Annotated in this window: 12 protein-coding genes; 7 read left to right on the top strand and 5 right to left on the bottom strand. The window is 72.3% G+C overall.

Annotated features, from left to right (window positions below; translation table 11 throughout):
- Positions 1-77 precede the first annotated feature (77 nt).
- Positions 78-704: a hypothetical protein gene (locus tag OWR29_RS29225; protein WP_267566478.1), complete on the bottom strand. Its 627-nt coding sequence runs from the start codon at positions 702-704 to the stop codon at positions 78-80.
- Positions 705-1,026: 322 nt separating this feature from the next.
- Between OWR29_RS29225 and OWR29_RS29220 the strand changes: the two genes are divergently transcribed.
- Positions 1,027-4,701 (top strand): WG repeat-containing protein, encoded by a 3,675-nt coding sequence (locus OWR29_RS29220; protein WP_267566477.1) that lies wholly within the window; start codon positions 1,027-1,029, stop codon positions 4,699-4,701.
- 20 nt (positions 4,702-4,721) lie between these two features.
- Positions 4,722-5,720, top strand: coding sequence for an aldo/keto reductase family protein (locus OWR29_RS29215; RefSeq protein WP_267566476.1), 999 nt, complete (start codon positions 4,722-4,724; stop codon positions 5,718-5,720).
- A gap of 24 nt (positions 5,721-5,744) precedes the next feature.
- Here the strand turns inward: OWR29_RS29215 and OWR29_RS29210 are convergent, their stop codons facing one another.
- Positions 5,745-6,578, bottom strand: a complete 834-nt coding sequence (locus OWR29_RS29210; RefSeq protein ID WP_267566475.1) for a site-2 protease family protein — start codon at positions 6,576-6,578, stop codon at positions 5,745-5,747.
- A 1-nt stretch (position 6,579) separates the two neighbouring features.
- Entirely contained in the window at positions 6,580-6,777 is a 198-nt protein-coding gene (locus OWR29_RS29205; RefSeq protein ID WP_267566474.1) for a hypothetical protein, read from the bottom strand.
- Between the two features lie 80 nt (positions 6,778-6,857).
- Between OWR29_RS29205 and OWR29_RS29200 the strand changes: the two genes are divergently transcribed.
- Together OWR29_RS29200 and OWR29_RS29195 are read left to right on the top strand one after the other, a co-directional pair.
- The gene (locus OWR29_RS29200; protein WP_267566473.1) at positions 6,858-8,684 is read left to right on the top strand and encodes a bifunctional adenosylcobinamide kinase/adenosylcobinamide-phosphate guanylyltransferase; all 1,827 of its coding nucleotides are present in this window, start codon (positions 6,858-6,860) and stop codon (positions 8,682-8,684) included.
- Positions 8,681-9,421, top strand: a complete 741-nt coding sequence (locus OWR29_RS29195; protein ID WP_267566472.1) for an adenosylcobinamide-GDP ribazoletransferase — start codon at positions 8,681-8,683, stop codon at positions 9,419-9,421. The genes OWR29_RS29200 and OWR29_RS29195 overlap by 4 nt, the downstream gene beginning before the upstream one ends.
- On the opposite strand, the gene gcvT is transcribed toward OWR29_RS29195, so the two are convergent.
- Positions 9,418-10,500 (bottom strand): glycine cleavage system aminomethyltransferase GcvT, encoded by a 1,083-nt coding sequence (gene gcvT, locus OWR29_RS29190; RefSeq protein WP_267566471.1) that lies wholly within the window; start codon positions 10,498-10,500, stop codon positions 9,418-9,420. The genes OWR29_RS29195 and gcvT overlap by 4 nt on opposite strands.
- Before the next feature lie 138 nt (positions 10,501-10,638).
- Here gcvT and OWR29_RS29185 point away from each other — a divergent pair, with 138 nt between their 5' ends.
- Positions 10,639-12,174 carry a leucyl aminopeptidase gene (locus OWR29_RS29185; protein ID WP_267566470.1) on the top strand — a complete coding sequence of 512 codons (1,536 nt, stop codon included), beginning with the start codon at positions 10,639-10,641 and terminating at the stop codon, positions 12,172-12,174.
- A 38-nt stretch (positions 12,175-12,212) separates the two neighbouring features.
- On the opposite strand, the gene OWR29_RS29180 is transcribed toward OWR29_RS29185, so the two are convergent.
- Positions 12,213-12,542 carry a hypothetical protein gene (locus tag OWR29_RS29180; RefSeq protein ID WP_267566469.1) on the bottom strand — a complete coding sequence of 110 codons (330 nt, stop codon included), beginning with the start codon at positions 12,540-12,542 and terminating at the stop codon, positions 12,213-12,215.
- A 165-nt stretch (positions 12,543-12,707) separates the two neighbouring features.
- Here OWR29_RS29180 and lpdA point away from each other — a divergent pair, with 165 nt between their 5' ends.
- On the top strand, positions 12,708-14,096 hold the full coding sequence (gene lpdA, locus OWR29_RS29175; protein WP_267566468.1) for a dihydrolipoyl dehydrogenase: 1,389 nt from the start codon (positions 12,708-12,710) through the stop codon (positions 14,094-14,096).
- A 52-nt stretch (positions 14,097-14,148) separates the two neighbouring features.
- Positions 14,149-16,002, top strand: coding sequence for a 2-oxoglutarate dehydrogenase, E2 component, dihydrolipoamide succinyltransferase (gene sucB / locus OWR29_RS29170; protein ID WP_267566467.1), 1,854 nt, complete (start codon positions 14,149-14,151; stop codon positions 16,000-16,002).
- Positions 16,003-16,024 lie beyond the last annotated feature (22 nt).

Here is a 16,024-nt window from a genome sequence, read left to right as displayed (position 1 = left end):
GCCCGGGGGGGGGGGGGGGGGGGGGCCCCCCCCCCCCCCCCGCCGATCCCCCAGCCCCCCGCCGCCCCGCCGGTGGCTCAGCCGGTCGTGCTCGAACCCATCTTCGAGCCCGGCTCGCAGCCCACCAGCTCCGCCCCGGCCCCCACCGAGCCCACCAGTCCCGTCCCGACCAGCGGCGCCCCCGCCAGCCCGGCTCCCGCCGAAGCGCAAGCCAGCGCGCCGCCCACCGCCGCCCCGGTCAGCGCCACCCCGGCCGCCGGACCGGTCAGCGCGGCACCCCACACCGACACAATCAGCTCCACCCCGGCCGCCGGTCCGATCAGCTCTCCGCCCGCAGCCGGTCCGATCAGCTCAGCCCCCACCAGCCCAGCCGGCGAGTCGGCCAGCGCGCCACCCCACGCCGACACCACCGGTTTCACCTCGACCGCCGGCCCGATCAGTTCTCCGACCGGTGCCAGCTCGGTCACCTCAACATCCGGCAGCCCGGCCCCGGCCGCTGGACCGGTCAGCGCGGCGCCCCGCACCGACACGACTGGCTCGACGCCTGCCGCCGGCCCGGTCAGTTCTCCCGCCGCCGGCCCAATCGCCCCGGATCCCGCCAGCTCGGCCGCCGGGCCGGTCAGCGCAGCGGCCCACGCCGACGCGATCGGCTCCACCCCGGTCGCGGGCCCGGTCAGTTCTCCGACCGTCGGCGGCCCGGTCACCTCAGGCTTTGATGGCACGTCTGGGCCGACCGATGATCCGGCCTGGTCCTCGTCAGCCGTCAGTCCCACCAGTGCAGTGCCCGCTGGACCGGTCAGTCCGGGCGGGGGCGGCCCTGTGAGTTCTGTGCCCTTTGCGGCGCCGGACAGCTCGACCTTCGCCGGCGGCGACTCGGCTGGCACGAGGCCTGCGGGCGGTCCCTTCAATGCGGTGTCCGGCGATGAACCGGACGGTGCCGCGGTCACGAGCGGGATGTCACCCGCTGGCTCCGCAGCTCTCGCTGAGCCGGTCAGCCCAGCGGTTCCCTTCGAGCACCCCGCTGCTGTGCCGGATGCGGCCGGGGCCTATGAACAGCTGGGTCATCCGTCGGCCGAGCCTGGGATCAACCGGGCCAGCACTCCGGCCGGGACGATGCCCGTGGCTGGACGGCCGTCCGCCGCGCCGGCATCTGGTCAGCCACAAGCCGACTGGGCGCATCCCGGCGGCGCCGCTCCTGGGCAGCAAGACCCGTCCGGCGCGTATCCCGTCGTCGTGCCGCAGCGAGCCGTTGACGACGACTCGGCCGCTGCGGAAGCCTCGCGCTACGCCGACCTGCCGTACGCCGATTACGACGAGCCGATCGCCGTCCAGCCGATCGTGCGCCAGCGCGCGTCCGACCCCTCGCCCGTCGCAGCACAGCCGTCGTATGACGAGCCCGTCTCGGCGCAGCCCTTCGCGGCTCACCCGACCTCGGGACCGCCCCTGTCGGCGGAGGCGTCTGCGCCGCCCCGGCCGATCTCCGCTGAACCGGTCTCGGCAGCTCCCGTCTCGGCACATCCGGTGTCCGCAGAGCCGGTCTCGGCGCAGCCGGCAGCGGCTTGGCCTGGCCAGACGCAGCCCACGCCTGCGCATTCGGGCGCGGCGCAAGGCGACGGTCCAGAAGTCGTTCTCGCTGAGCCGCCGGCGACTAATGACTCTCCATCTTCGACCAGCGGAGCGGCACCCGGCACTGCGGAGTATGCGTCCTCGCGGCCGAACTCCGTGCCGTCCGCCTCGGCGCAGCCGGAGTCAGCGCGGTCCGCCTCGGCGCAGCCGGAGTCAGCGCGGTCCGCCTCGGCGCAGCCGGAAACAGCGCGGTCCGCCTCGGCGGAGCCTGGCTCGGCGCCGCCCTTCGTCGTGCCGGATTCGGCACCGCACGACTTCGGGCGAGCAGACGCAGTTCGGTCGGTTCCCCCGACTTCAGAGCGCGCGGAGGCTGGGCGGCCAGTTCCCGACGCAGAAGCAGACGGCAGCGGGCCGGACACCGCGCGCCCGGTCATGGCTGAGGCCGGGCCGGAAGCACCGGTCCGGGATGAGGCTTCCCGTGAGGAGACGCGCGACTCGGAATATGGGGGCGACTACGAGCTCTCGACGCGGTTCCGGGTGGAGAGCGTGCACGGCGACGCCGAGGCGATCGAAGTCGAACTGGTCGAGTTCGAGGTGGTCACCGACGAGCCTGCGGTGGCGCACGCCGCCGGTGCGAACGACGACATTGTGGACGCCGAGCTCATCGACGACCCGCTGGACGTCGAGATCGCCGCCCTCGAAAGGCCTGTGGCTTCGCCTGCCATCGCCGCTGAGCCCTTCACCGCCGACGCGGGCAGCCCCTCGGCCGAGCGAGACGACGGTGACGATTCCGTTGTCGAGCCCAGCACCTCCGCCGAGGATGCTGCGGCGGCGGCCACGGACGTTCGCGCGGTCGACGCGCCGGCCACAACCGACGAATCATCCGCCGAAACGGCCGGCTCCACCGCCGACCGGACCGTAAATGCGCCTGAGAGCGCCCGGGCCACGGACATCGCAGCGGATGACGCCGGAGCCACCACTCCGGACAGTGTTCGGGCCACAACGGATTCCGCCGAGCAAGACGACTCCGCAGCTTCGGTTGCAACCGCCGGCTCCGACCAGGCACCCGCCGGAGACTCGGCCCCAACGGAGACCATCGGCTCGCCCCGGCCGCTGACAACGAAGACTGCCGACCCCGCCGCAAATGTCGACCCAGCGCAGGTTAACGACACCGCCGCCGCCGGAAATGTCAGCTCGGTCGGGGTGGATGACGAGAGCGCCGACACCGCCGCGGGAGTCATCGACTCGGACGGCCCAGCCGGCGAGGGCGCCGTTGCGGCCGACGCCGCCGTTGCGGCCGACGACACCGTTTCGGCTGACAGCATCGCTGCGGCTGACAGCACCGATGCGGCCGACAGCACCGATGCGGCCGACAGCACCGATGCGGCCGACAGCACCGATGCGGCCGACAGCACCGATGCGGCCGACAGCACCGATGCGGCCGACGACGCCCTTGCGGCCGACGGCGCCGATGCGGCTGACGGCACCGTTTCGGCTGACGGGACTGATCTAGCGGCCGACGGCTCGGGCGGGGTGGTCGGCGAAAGCGCCGCCACTGCCGGTGCTGACGATGTGGCTGATCGGGCGACCCCCGGCTCGGGCGGTGCTTTGAGCGAGGCGACCGCCGCTGCTGAGGCGGAATCGGCGAGCCGCGTTGGAGCGGGTGAGGTGGACGGCGTCTCCGCCGGCGTGGGCGATGGTGGTGCGGGCTCCGACGCAAGCGTGAGCGGGTCACCCTCGTACGAGAAAGAAGCGAACGAGAAGCGACCCGGCGAAGAACCGCCGCGGCCTAGCGGAGAGCCGGTTCGGCAGCGGCGGGAGCAGCGGGCCGATCCGCGCAATCGCCGCACCGACCCCGAGCAGATTCTGGCCGCCTACCCCGTCGTCTATGACCCGCGGACGTTGCGGGAGCGGATCGAGGACGACGAGCCGATGTGGGTGGTCATCGATCGGCTCACGGACAAGCTGGAGTATGCCGAGCGGGACTCGGACCGGGCTCGGTTGCTGAGTTTGCGGGCGGTGGCTTCGCGGCTGCTCGGGGATCTTGATCCGGCCTTGGAGGATGCGCGGGCGGCTCTGGTGCATGCTGTGGCGGCCGGGGAGCTGGTGCGGACGGCCACGGTGCGGGCTCGGCTCGGGCATGTTCTGCAGTGGCGGGGAGAGTTCGCCGAGGCTGACCGGGTTTACGCGGAGACCGATTCGGCTGAGTTGCCGGCTCGGTTGCGGGCCGAGATCAGTGAGCTGGCCGGGCGGTCGGCGTTCGAGCAGGGGCGTTATCTGGAGGCCGTGAACCATCTGGAGCAGGCCCTTGACCTGCGCCGGGGTGCGGATCCGGACCTGGTCGAGCGGATCGAGCTGGCTCTGGACACCATTACCGGGCGGGCCTCGGAGGGGTGGGGTCCTTATCCGCGTACGCGTGAGGAGATCATCGGCGATGTCGGTGTCGCCCGGCCGGCGCGGGACGAGAATTCGGGGCTGTTCGGGTATCCGGGGTTGTTGCCGCCTCGGTTCGCGCAGGCCCAGCCGTTCGCGGACGGGGTGGCGTGGGTGCGCCGGCCCGAGGCGCCGGCCTGGGAGCTGATCGACGAGTCGGGTGTGTTGTTCATCGACGCGTCCTCGGGGTACCGGGCGGCCGGACGGTTCGCGGGCGGGCTGGCCTGGGTGTCGCGGGACGACTCGGGCGGCTGGCACGCGATCGACAAGCAGAACCAGGTGGTCGTGCCGGGGGCCTTCGAGGACGCGCGGCCGTTCCGCAACGGGCTGGCGCTGGTGCGGCGCGGCGGCTGGGGGGTCGTCGACGAGCACGCCCGGGTCGTTGTCGAGCCCACCTATCAGGCATTCGCGACGATGCTGGCCTCGGGCGACCCGGTGGACGGTTTCACCGAGGAAGGCCTGGCGGTGGTCGACGCGGGCGAGGTGTACGGCGTGGTCGACCGCACCGGGAAGCTGCTGGTGCCGCCGGTGCACGCGGCGCTGCTCATCCACCCGGCGGCTTTCCTGGTGGCCGACCGGTTCGGGCTGTGGGGCGCGCTCGACCGCAAGGGTGAGCCGCTGGTCGAGCTGAAGTACAAGGACCGGGCCGACGTGCTGGACGAGATCGACAAGTTGATCAAGGACACTCGGCCGGTGCTCTGAGACAGGCATAGGGTCGGGACATGGAACATCGTCACCTCGGCCGTTCCGGCCTGCTCATCAGTGAGATCGCCTACGGCAACTGGATCACCCACGGCTCCCAGGTCGAGGAGGAGGCCGCCGTCGCGTGCGTGCGGGCCGCCATCGACGTGGGCATCACGACCTTCGACACCGCCGACGCGTACGCCGGCGGGCGCGCCGAGGAGGTGCTGGGCCGCGCGCTCAAGGGTGAGCGCCGCGCCGGCCTCGAGATCTTCACCAAGGTGTTCTGGCCGACCGGTCCGGGCCCGAACGACCGCAGCCTGTCCCGCAAGCACATCATGGAGTCGATCGACGCCTCGCTGGGCCGGCTGCAGACCGACTACGTCGACCTGTACCAGGCGCACCGCTACGACTACTCGACCCCGCTGGAAGAGACGATGCAGGCGTTCGCCGACGTCGTGCGCTCGGGCAAGGCGCTCTACATCGGCGTCTCGGAGTGGACCGCCTCCGAGATCCGCGCGGGCTGGGAGATGGCCCAGGACCTGAAGATCCCGTTCGTCTCGAACCAGCCGCAGTACTCCGCCCTGTGGCGGGTCATCGAGGCCGAGGTGGTGCCCACCTCGATCGAGCTGGGCGTCGGCCAGGTGGTCTTCTCGCCGATCGCGCAGGGCGTGCTGACCGGCAAGTACGAGGTGGGCAAGCAGCCGCCGGCCGGTTCGCGGGCCACCGACGAGAAGTCGGGCGCCAACTTCATCTCGCGGCTGATGCGCGACGAGGTGCTGGAGGCGGTGGCCCAGCTCAAGCCGGTCGCCGAGCAGGCCGGGCTGTCCCTGGCCCAGCTGGCCGTGGCGTGGGTGCTGCAGAACCAGAACGTCTCGGCCGCCATCATCGGCGCGTCCCGCCCCGAGCAGGTGCGCGACAACGCCGCCGCCTCCGGCAAGAAGCTGGACGCCGACGTGATGAAGGCCATCGACGCCGCCCTGGACGGCGTCGCCGAGCGCGACCCGGCCAAGACCCAGTCCCCGGCCCGCCGCCCGTAATCGGTGGTGCTTCTGGTCCGGTTCTTACGAGCCGGACCAGAAGCGCATCAGCTCAAGGCCCACCTGAATCATGAGCTGGTCGACGCCCAGCTTGTCGGTGATCCAGAAGACGACGTCGTAGAAGTAGTCGCCCACCTTGGTTTGCCACAACAGCAGGAACAGCAGAATGAAGCCGTACGGCGCGAAGAGGTTCCACGCCCGCTGGTAGGCCGGGCTCATCCACGGGGCGAGGATGCTGCCTCCGTCGAGGCCGGGGATCGGCAGGACGTTGAGGATCGTGGCCGTCACCTGCAGGAATGCCAGCGCGGCCAGCGCGGACCAGAACTCGGCGTGGGCCCCGGGCCCGTTGTTGAAGGCGTAACCGCCGGCCACCTCGACGAACGGCGGGTCGACGCCGATCAGGAACGGGAAGGCCAGGATCAGCGCCAGCACCAGGTTGGTGAGCGGGCCGGCCGCGCTGATCAGCGAGTCTTTGACGCGGCTGCGGATGTAGCGGTGGTCGACCCAGACGGCGCCGCCGGGCAGGCCGATGCCGCCCAGGATCACCACGACCACCGGCAGCACGATCGACAGCAGCGGGCTGGTGTACTTCAGCGGGTTCAGCTTCAGGTAGCCGCGTTCGGCCACCGTGTGATCGCCGGAGAAGTAGCCGATCAGCGCATGGGCGTACTCGTGCAGGCACAGCGACACCAGCCAGCCCGCGACGATGAACAGGAACACGTCGACCCGGACGTTGCCGAAGCCGACCCACGTCATCCAGCCGCTGACCACGAAGACGGCGACGATGCCCACGAAGACCGGGCTGGGCACGAACGCGTGGCGCGGTGTCCTGGTGTAGACCGGTTCGTCGTACGTCACGTCACTCCGTCGGCAGCAGGCTCATCGGGTATTCCACCCGGTCGTCCTCGACCAGCACGACCTTGGCCACGCCGGCCTCGGCCAGACCGCGCCACTCCTGGCCGATCCACGACTCCGCGTCGGCCTGGCTGCTGAACGTCTCCGGCGGCCCGGCCACCGGCTGACCCTCGACGTTCTCGTAGCGCCAACTCCACGGCATGCGCCGCCCCCTCACGTCCTCGGTCGGTGACCTCCACCCTACGGCGTCCGGCCGTGCGCCCCGGCCTTAAGGTACGGGGCATGTCCGATGATCGGTGGCACACGGTCCTGGTGCTCGGCGGGATCCGGTCCGGCAAGTCCGCATTCGCCGAGTCCCTGGTGGCCGGCGCCCCGGTGGTGCGCTACGTGGCGACCGCGACCGGCGGCGAGGACGACCCGGAGTGGCTGGCCCGCATCGAGGAGCATCAGCGGCGCCGCCCGCAGTCGTGGTCGACCGAGGAGACGGGGGCCGACCCGGTCCGCCTGACCGAGCTGCTGACCGAGGCGAAGCCCGACGACACGCTGCTCGTGGACGATCTGGGCGGCTGGGTGGCGGCGGTGCTCGACCCGGCCCGGCAGCCCAACGACGACGAGGCCGACGTGGTCGCGCTGGCTTCGGCCGTACGCGCGTGCACGGCCCGGGTGGTTCTGGTGAGCCCCGAGGTGGGGTTCTCGCTGGTGCCGACGACGCCGGTCGGGCGGGCGTTCGCCGATGCATTGGGTACGACCAACCAGGCGCTCGCCGATGCCTGCGACCGGGTGGCGCTGGTCGTGGCCGGGCGCCCGGTGTGGCTCAAGGGCGAGCCGCACGAAACCGACATTTCTGATTCGTCGGTTACGCGGCCGGCCAGTCCGCCGCCCGCCATCGACGAGGAGGCGGCGGCCGCCGTCGCCGAGGCGCCCGTCGTCAGCCCCGAGCCGGTGGAGACCGTCGCGGTTGAGCCGCACGTGGTCAGCCCGGTCGCGGCCGAGCCCGAGCCGGTCTCCCCCGTCGCCGGCGTCCTCAACGAGCCGACCATGGTCCTGCCCCTGGTCGCCTCGAGCGTCGTCTTCGAGCCCGGCATGGACCTGCCCATGCCCGACAGCGACGCCGGCCCCGACGCCCGCGACCGCCTGCCCTCCCTCGACTTCCCCGGCGCCGGCCTGGGCCGACTGGCCGAGGCGGTCACCTTCGCCGCCGCCACCCAGTCCACCGTCACCCCGCAGCCCTGGAGCAACCCGCGCGTCCTGCTGCTCTCGGGCCGCCACTCCGGCGGCGCCGCGGCCGGTGACGACGCCGAGGACGTCGAGCGCCGCGTGGCCCAGGTCGAGAACGGCGAGGGCGTGCTGAGCCGCCTGGCCGGCACGGCCGGGGCCGACATCGCCGTGCTGCGCGTTCCCGAGGCGTACGCCATGGAGGACATGGCCGCGGCGACCCTCGAGGACGTCGACCGCGCCCTGCAGCAGGGCTGGCTGCTGGCCGACGCGGCCGCCGAGGCCGGCAAGGACCTGCTGGTGCTGGCCTCGATCGGGGTCGGCACCGACGCGGTCGCGGCCGCCGTCTCGGCCGCCACCACCGGCGCCGAGGCCGTCGCCGTGCTGCCCCGAGTGCTGCTGCCGGGCGGCGTCTACGACGACGAGTCGTGGATGGAGCGGGCGGCCGCGGTGCGCGACGCCCTGCACCGCATCCGCCGGGAACCCCGCGGCGCCAAGGACATCCTGCGTGAGCTGGGCGGCCAGGACCTCGCCGTCGCGACCGGCGTGCTGCTGGGCGCCGCCGCCCGGCGCCTGCCGGTGGTGCTCGACGGCCCGGTCGGCGTCGCGGCCGGTCTGATCGCCCGCGACCTGGGCGGGCAGATCCGGCACTGGACGCTGCTGGCCGACGCCGGCGACCTCGAACTGGTGCGCCAGGGCGGAGACGTGCTCGGCCTGACCCCCGTGCTCGACCTGGGCCTGGGCCTCGGCGAGGGAGCGAACGCCCTGGCCGCGCTGCCGCTGCTGCGGACGGCTGTCGGACTGGCGGCGTCGGTCGGTACGCATCCGGCGCTGGAGGACTTCTCGGAGCCCGAGCCGGACGGCCCGGGGCCGGCCACCACCAGCCCCGAGTGAGCCTCGGGGCGGGGCTCCGGCTCGCGGTCACCACGCTGACCGTCCTGCCGGTCCGCGCCGGGCGGGTCGACCGCCCGGCGGCCGCGGTGGCGATGAGCGTGGCGCCCGCCGTCGGCGCCCTGCTCGGACTGCTGCTGGCCGCGCTGCTGTGGCTGCTGCGCGAGGCGCACGCCCCGTCGCTGGTCGCGGCCGGGGTCACGGTGGCCGCGGCGGCCCTGCTGACCCGCGGCATGCACCTGGACGGCCTGGCCGACACGGTCGACGCGCTCGGCTCGTACCGCCGGGGCGAGGCCGCGCTCGAGATCATGAAGAAGTCGGACATCGGGCCGTTCGGGGTGGCCGCGCTCGCGCTGACGCTGCTGCTTCAGGCGTCCGCACTGACCGTCCTGCCGTTCGTTGCCGTGGTCGTGGCCTTCGCGGCCGGACGGGTGGCCATTCCGCTCGCCTGCCGCCGGGGTGTGCCCGCGGCCCGGCCCGAGGGCTTGGGCGCGCTCGTCGCCGGCACAGTGCCGCTGCCGGTGGCGCTTGCGGGCGCGGCGCTCGTGGTGGCAGCGGCTGTTGCCGCGACCCCGGGCCGTCCGTGGCAGGGCCCGGCCGCCGTCGCGGTGTCGCTGGCCGTCGTGGTGCTGCTGGTGCGCCATTGCGTACGGCGTTTCGGCGGCATCACCGGCGACGTGCTGGGGGCGGCCGTGGAGGTCGCCACCACGCTCGCCCTCATCGGCTTGTCGTTGGGTTAGCGCACCGAGGTCTTCACGAACGGCGGCTTGACGACGCGGGCCTCGGCGCGGCGGCCGCGGATGTCGATCTCGACCAGGTCGCCGTCGGTCACGCCGGCCGCCGTGTCGAGCAGGGCCAGCGCGATCCCGACCTTCTTCGTGGGCGAGAACGTGCCGCTCGTCGTCTCGCCGATCAGCTGGTCGCCCGCGTACACCTGCATGTGCCCGCGTGGGATGCCGCGCCCGGTCAGCTCGAGCCCGCGCAGCGTGCGCCGCGGCCCGGCCGCCTTCTCGGCCAGCAGCGCGTCGCGGCCCCAGAACGCGGGCTTGTTCCACCCGACGGCCCAGCCCGACCGCGCCTGCACCGGCGTGATCTCGAGGGTGAGCTCCTGGCCGTGCAGCGGATACCCCATCTCCGTACGCAGGGTGTCGCGCGCACCCAGCCCGCACGGGCGCACCCCGGCGGAGACCAGCTGGTCCCACACCTCGCCGGCCCGATCCCACGGCACGACCAGCTCGTACCCCTGCTCGCCGGTGTAGCCGGTGCGGCAGACGATCAGGTCGCCGGCCACCGAGAACGACATGTAGTCGTGCTCGACGGGGAAGCCGAGCTTGGTCAGCACGTCGGCCGACTGCGGACCCTGCACGGCGAGCACCGCGAAGGAAGAATGCTCGTCGGTGACCGTGATGCCCGACGGGGCGGCCGCCTCGAGAAGACGTACGACGGAAGCGGTGTTGGCCGCGTTGGGGATGAGGAAGACCTCGTCGTCGGAGATCACGTAGGCGATGAGGTCGTCGACCACGCCGCCGTCCTCGGCACAGCAGAGCGTGTATTGCGCCTGGCCGGGCCCGATGCGGCCGAGGTCGTTGGTGAGGCAGCTGTTCACAAAGTCAAAAGCGCCGGTTCCCCGTACGCGGGCCTTGCCCAGATGCGACACGTCGAACACGCCCGACGCCTCGCGAACTGCCGTGTGCTCCTTGATCACGCCGCCGCCCGCGTACTCCAGGGGCATCTCCCAGCCCCCGAAGGCGGCGAACTTCGCACCCAGCGCCACATGGCGCTCGTGCAGGGGCGAGCGGGAAAGAGCGTCGGCAGACATGAGAGTCAACTTACCCGTGACCTCGCCCTTGGTTAGAGTCGCGGGGAACCCCTCCCCCGGCGTCACCGCGCCGGGGCCCACCAGACCAGCCGGCGCGGCCCATGAGGCGCCTGGCTCATCAGTCCGCGGAGTGCCCGAGTGACCCAGCCCAGCCTCAGCCTGGTCGACACCGACCCGGCCGAATTGGCCGTCGACGCCATCGTCATCGGCCTGCACAGCCAGCCCGACGAGGGCGGCGCCCTGCTGCCGGCGGCCGGCGCCGAAAGCATCGCCGCCGCCTTCGACGGCAAGCTGACCTCGACGCTGGCGCTGCTCGGCGCGAGCGGCGCCCCCGGCGAGGTGACCAAGCTGGCCACCCTCGGCACGATCTCGGCGCCGCTGGTGGTCGCGGTCGGCCTGGGCGACGAGCCGACCGGTTCGGCGCCCAGCCTCGAGACCCTGCGCCGGGGCACCGGCGCCGCCGTGCGCGCGCTGGCCGGCAGCGCCACGGTCGCGCTCGCCCTGCCGCTGCCCGACGACGAGGACGCGCCGGGCGTGCTCCGCGCGATTCTCGAGGGCGCGCTGCTCGGGTCGTACAAGTTCGCCGGCTACAAGACCAAGCCGCAGCCCAACCGCCGCGACCCGGTGGCGGCCCTTCAGGTGCACGTGCCCGACGCCGGTGACGCGGCCGCCGCGGCCGAGGTGACCCGGGCCGAGGCGGTGGCCCGGGCCGTCCGCCTGACCCGGGACTGGGTCAACACCCCGCCCAACATGCTGCGCCCGCCGCAGTTCGCCGACGCCGTGGTGGCCGCGGCCAAGGGCACCGGGCTCGAGGTCGAGGTGCTCGACTTCGACGAGCTCAAGGCGGGCGGCTACGGCGGCATCGTGGCCGTGGGCCAGGGCTCCGAGGCCCCGCCGCGCCTGGTCAAGCTCAGCTACACGCCCGAGGGCGTCGAGTCGCCGAAGCGGGTCGCGCTGGTCGGCAAGGGCATCACGTTCGACACCGGCGGCATCAGCATCAAGCCGGCCGCCGGCATGTGGGAGATGAAGTCCGACATGGCCGGGGCGGCCGCGGTCGGCGCGACCATGCTGGCTGTGGCCGCGCTCAAGCCGCGGGTGGCGGTCAGCGCCTACCTGGCGATGGCCGAGAACATGCCGTCCGGCACGGCGTACCGGCCGGGCGACGTCATCACGATGTTCAACGGCAAGCGGGCCGAGGTCTACAACACCGACGCCGAGGGCCGCATGGTGCTGGCCGACGCGATCGCCCGGGCCTGCGCCGACGGCACCGACTACGTGTTCGAGACCTCGACCCTGACCGGCGGCCAGGTCATCGCGCTCGGCAAGCGCATCGCGGGCCTGATGGGCTCGGACGAGGCGGTCGAGCTGGTGCGCGCGGCGGGCGACAAGGTGGGCGAGCCGGCCTGGCCGATGCCGCTGCCGGACGAGGTGCGCAAGGGCATGGAGTCCGACATCGCCGACATCTCGCAGACGAACTCCAATCTGGACCGCGCCGGCCACATGCTGCAGGGCGGCGTGTTCCTGCGCGAGTTCGTGGCCGAGGGCGTCGAGTGGGCGCACATCGACATCGCGGGTCCGAGCTACCACACGGGCGAGCCGAGCGGTTACTGGAGCAAGGGCGGCACGGGCGTCCCGATTCGTACCCTGTTGTCCGTGATCGACCAGTTGGGCTGATTATTTCCGGTTCCGGGCGCGCGGCGCCCGGAACCGTGTCAGTTTTCCTGGGCGGGACGCCGCTTCTGGCGCTCGTTGTAGTCGCGCATCCGCTGCGGATAGCCGAGCAACGCCACGTCGTAGATGGGAACGCTGAGCTGATGGGCCCACCGCCGGGCGATCTCGGGAGTCTCGGTGCGCCGCCGCGTCCACTCGCCGTCGTGGGCCACGAGCAGCACCGTGGTCTCGGTCACCGAGGTGCGGGGTTCGATGAAGGCTTCGACCCCGCGCCGCGTACGCACGAACTCGGCAAGATATTCAAGATCGGCACGGTCCACCGGCCGGCCGGCCGCTCGCTGCGGCTCCCGGCGGCGCCGAAACCAGGCCACTACCCGCTCCTCACGTTCAATTGCGGCAAGAGTACGTCGAGCGGGCTCGCACGTGGGGAACCTGACTGCATCGATGGGTCAGCCAAGTGACAAGATGGCCTGGACATACTGTGACCGTTTCCATTGTGTGACCCGCATGGCAACGACGCGAACACTGGAGTCAACGTGAGCCAGCCGAACGGCGGAACCTTCGACATCGTCATCCTCGGCGCCGGCAGCGGCGGCTACGCGGCCGCCCTGCGCGCGGCCGAGCTCAACCTCTCCGTCGCGCTGATCGACAAGGCCGAGCTGGGCGGCACCTGCCTGCACCGCGGATGCATCCCCACCAAGGCGCTGCTGCACGCGGCCGAGATCGCCGACCAGACCCGCGAGAGCGAGCAGTTCGGCGTCAAGGCCGACCTCGTCGGCATCGACATGGCCGGTGTCAACGCCTACAAGGACGGCGTGGTCGCGCGCCTCTACAAGGGCCTGCAGGGCCTGCTCAAGCAAGACAAGATCACGGTGGTGAACGGCGCCGGCAAGCTCGTCGCGAAGGACACCGTCGAGGTCGACGGCCAGCGCTACACCGGCCGCAACGTCATCCTGGCCACCGGCTCGTACTCCCGCTCGCTGCCCGGCCTCGAGGTCGACGGCAAGCGCGTGATCACCAGCGAGCACGCCCTCAAGCTCGACCGCGTGCCGTCCTCCGCGATCGTGCTGGGCGGCGGCGTCATCGGCGTCGAGTTCGCCAGCGTCTGGAAGTCGTTCGGCGCCGACGTCACCATCCTCGAGGCCCTGCCGCGCCTGGTCGCGGCCGAGGACGAGGAGATCTCGAAGACGGTCGAGCGCGCCTTCCGCAAGCGCAAGATCAACTTCAAGGTCGGCAAGCCGTTCGAGAAGGTCGAGCACACCGAGGGCGGCGTCCGCGCCACCATCGCCGGCGGCGAGACCGTCGAGGCCGAGGTGCTGCTGGTCGCGGTCGGCCGCGGCCCGACGACGGCCGACCTGGGGTACGAGCAGCAGGGCATCACGCTCGACCGGGGCTTCGTCATCACCAACGAGCGGCTGCACACCGGCGTCGGCAACATCTACGCCGTGGGCGACATCGTCCCCGGCCTGCAGCTGGCCCACCGCGGCTTCCAGCAGGGCATCTTCGTGGCCGAAGAGATCGCGGGCCTCAAGCCGGCCCCGATCGACGAGGCGGGCATCCCCCGGGTCACCTACTCCGACCCCGAGATCGCGTCGGTCGGCCTGACCGAAACGAAGGCCAAGGAGCAGTACGGCGCCGACAAGGTGTCGACCTACAACTACAACCTCGGCGGCAACGGCAAGAGCCAGATCCTCAAGACGGCCGGCTTCGTCAAGCTCGTCCGGCTCAACGACGGCCCGGTGCTGGGCGTCCACATGGTCGGCGCGCGCATGGGCGAACTGGTCGGCGAGGCTCAGTTGATCTACAACTGGGAGGCGTTCCCGGAAGAGGTCGCCCAGCTGGTCCACGCCCACCCGACGCAGAACGAGGCGCTCGGCGAGGCCTTCCTGGCCCTGTCCGGCAAGCCCCTGCACGCACACAGCTGATCACCTGATCTACGCCGAGCCGATAAAAACCGTGGTTAAGGAGTTCTGAGACATGCCGACATCGGTCACCATGCCGCGGCTGGGTGAGAGCGTCACCGAGGGCACCGTCACGCGCTGGCTGAAGCAGGAGGGCGAGCGGGTCGAGGCCGACGAGCCGCTGCTCGAGGTCTCCACCGACAAGGTCGACACGGAGATCCCGTCGCCGGCCGCCGGTGTGCTCACGCGCATCGTCGTCGGCGAGGACGAGACGGCCGACGTCGGCAGCGAGCTCGCGGTCATCTCGGGCGAGGGTGAGGACACGGGTTCGTCCGAGCCCGCCCCGGCCGCTCCCGCCCAGCAGCAGCAGGAGGAGGAGCCCGAGCCGCCCGCTCCCACCACCCCGTCGACCGAGAAGCCGGTCGAGGAAGAGGCCCCGGCCCCGCAGGCGCAGGCTTCCGCGAACACCGGCGGCGGCGAGGGCACCGCGGTGAAGATGCCGGCGCTCGGCGAGAGCGTCACCGAGGGCACCGTCACCCGCTGGCTCAAGCAGGTCGGCGACGCCGTCGAGGTCGACGAGCCGCTGCTCGAGGTCTCCACCGACAAGGTCGACACCGAGATCCCCTCGCCGGTCGCGGGCACCCTGCTCGAGATCAAGGTGCAGGAGGACGAGACGGCCGACGTCGGCGCCGACCTGGCGATCGTCGGCGCCGAGGGTGCGGCCCCCGCGCCCGCCGAAGAGAAGCCGGCTCCGGCCCCGCAGCAGGCGCCCGCCCCCAAGCAGGAGCAGGCCCCCGCCCCGGAACCGAAGATCGAGTCGGCTCCGGCGCCCACCTTCGCCCCGGCCGGTGAGTCGTACGCCGACCCGGCCCCCGAGGCCGAGGTGGCCCAGGACCCGGTCGCGGCCGAGGCCGCCGCCGAGCCGGCCGCCCCGTCGAAGCCGCGGGTCGAGACGGCCAGCCCGAACGGCGCCGGCGACGCCGGTTACGTCACGCCGCTGGTCCGCAAGCTGGCCGCCGAGAAGGGCGTCGACCTGTCGACCCTGACCGGCACCGGCGTCGGCGGCCGCATCCGCAAGCAGGACGTCACCGATGCCGCCGAGAAGGCCGCTGCCGCCAAGGCCGCGCCCGCTCCGCAGCCGCAGCAGCAGGCGGCCCCGGCCGCCGCCAAGCCCGCCGCCGCGGCCAAGCCGGCGCCGAGCCCGCTGCGCGGCCGCACCGAGAAGCTGACCCGCACCCGCGCCACGATCGCCCGGCGCATGGTCGAGTCGCTGCAGATCTCGGCCCAGCTGACCACGGTGGTCGAGGTCGACGTGACCAAGATCGCCCAGCTGCGGAACAAGGCCAAGGCCGACTTCCTGGCCCAGCACGGCGTGAAGCTCAGCTTCCTGCCGTTCTTCGCGCTGGCCGCGGTCGAGGCGCTGCGCCAGCACCCGGTGGTCAACTCGTCGATCGACCAGGAGGCCGGCACGGTCACCTACCACGACGCCGAGCACCTGGGCATGGCCGTCGACACGCCCAAGGGCCTGATCGTGCCGGTCATCAAGGACGCGGGCGACCTCAACCTGGCCGGCCTGGCCAAGCGGATCGCCGACGTGGCCGACCGCACCCGCAACAACAAGATCGGGCCGGACGAGATCTCGGGCGGCACGTTCACGCTGACCAACACGGGCAGCCGGGGCGCGCTCTTCGACACCCCGATCATCAACCAGCCGCAGGTCGGCATCCTCGGCACCGGTGCGGTGGTCAAGCGGGCCGTGGTCATCAACGACCCCGAGCTGGGCGAGATCATCGCGCCGCGCTCGATGGTCTACCTGGCGCTCAGCTACGACCACCGGATCGTGGACGGCGCCGACGCCGCCCGCTTCCTGGTCACGCTGAAGGAGCGCCTGGAGGGCGGCCACTTCGAGGGCGACCTCGGTTTGGGCTGAGTTTCTTGATGACGTGAGGGGG

Source organism: Paractinoplanes pyxinae, assembly GCF_026626335.1.
Taxonomy (GTDB): Bacteria; Actinomycetota; Actinomycetes; order Mycobacteriales; family Micromonosporaceae; genus Actinoplanes; species Actinoplanes pyxinae.
Note: the sequence above shows the minus strand (reverse complement) of the source record. Positions and strands in the feature narration are given on the sequence as shown.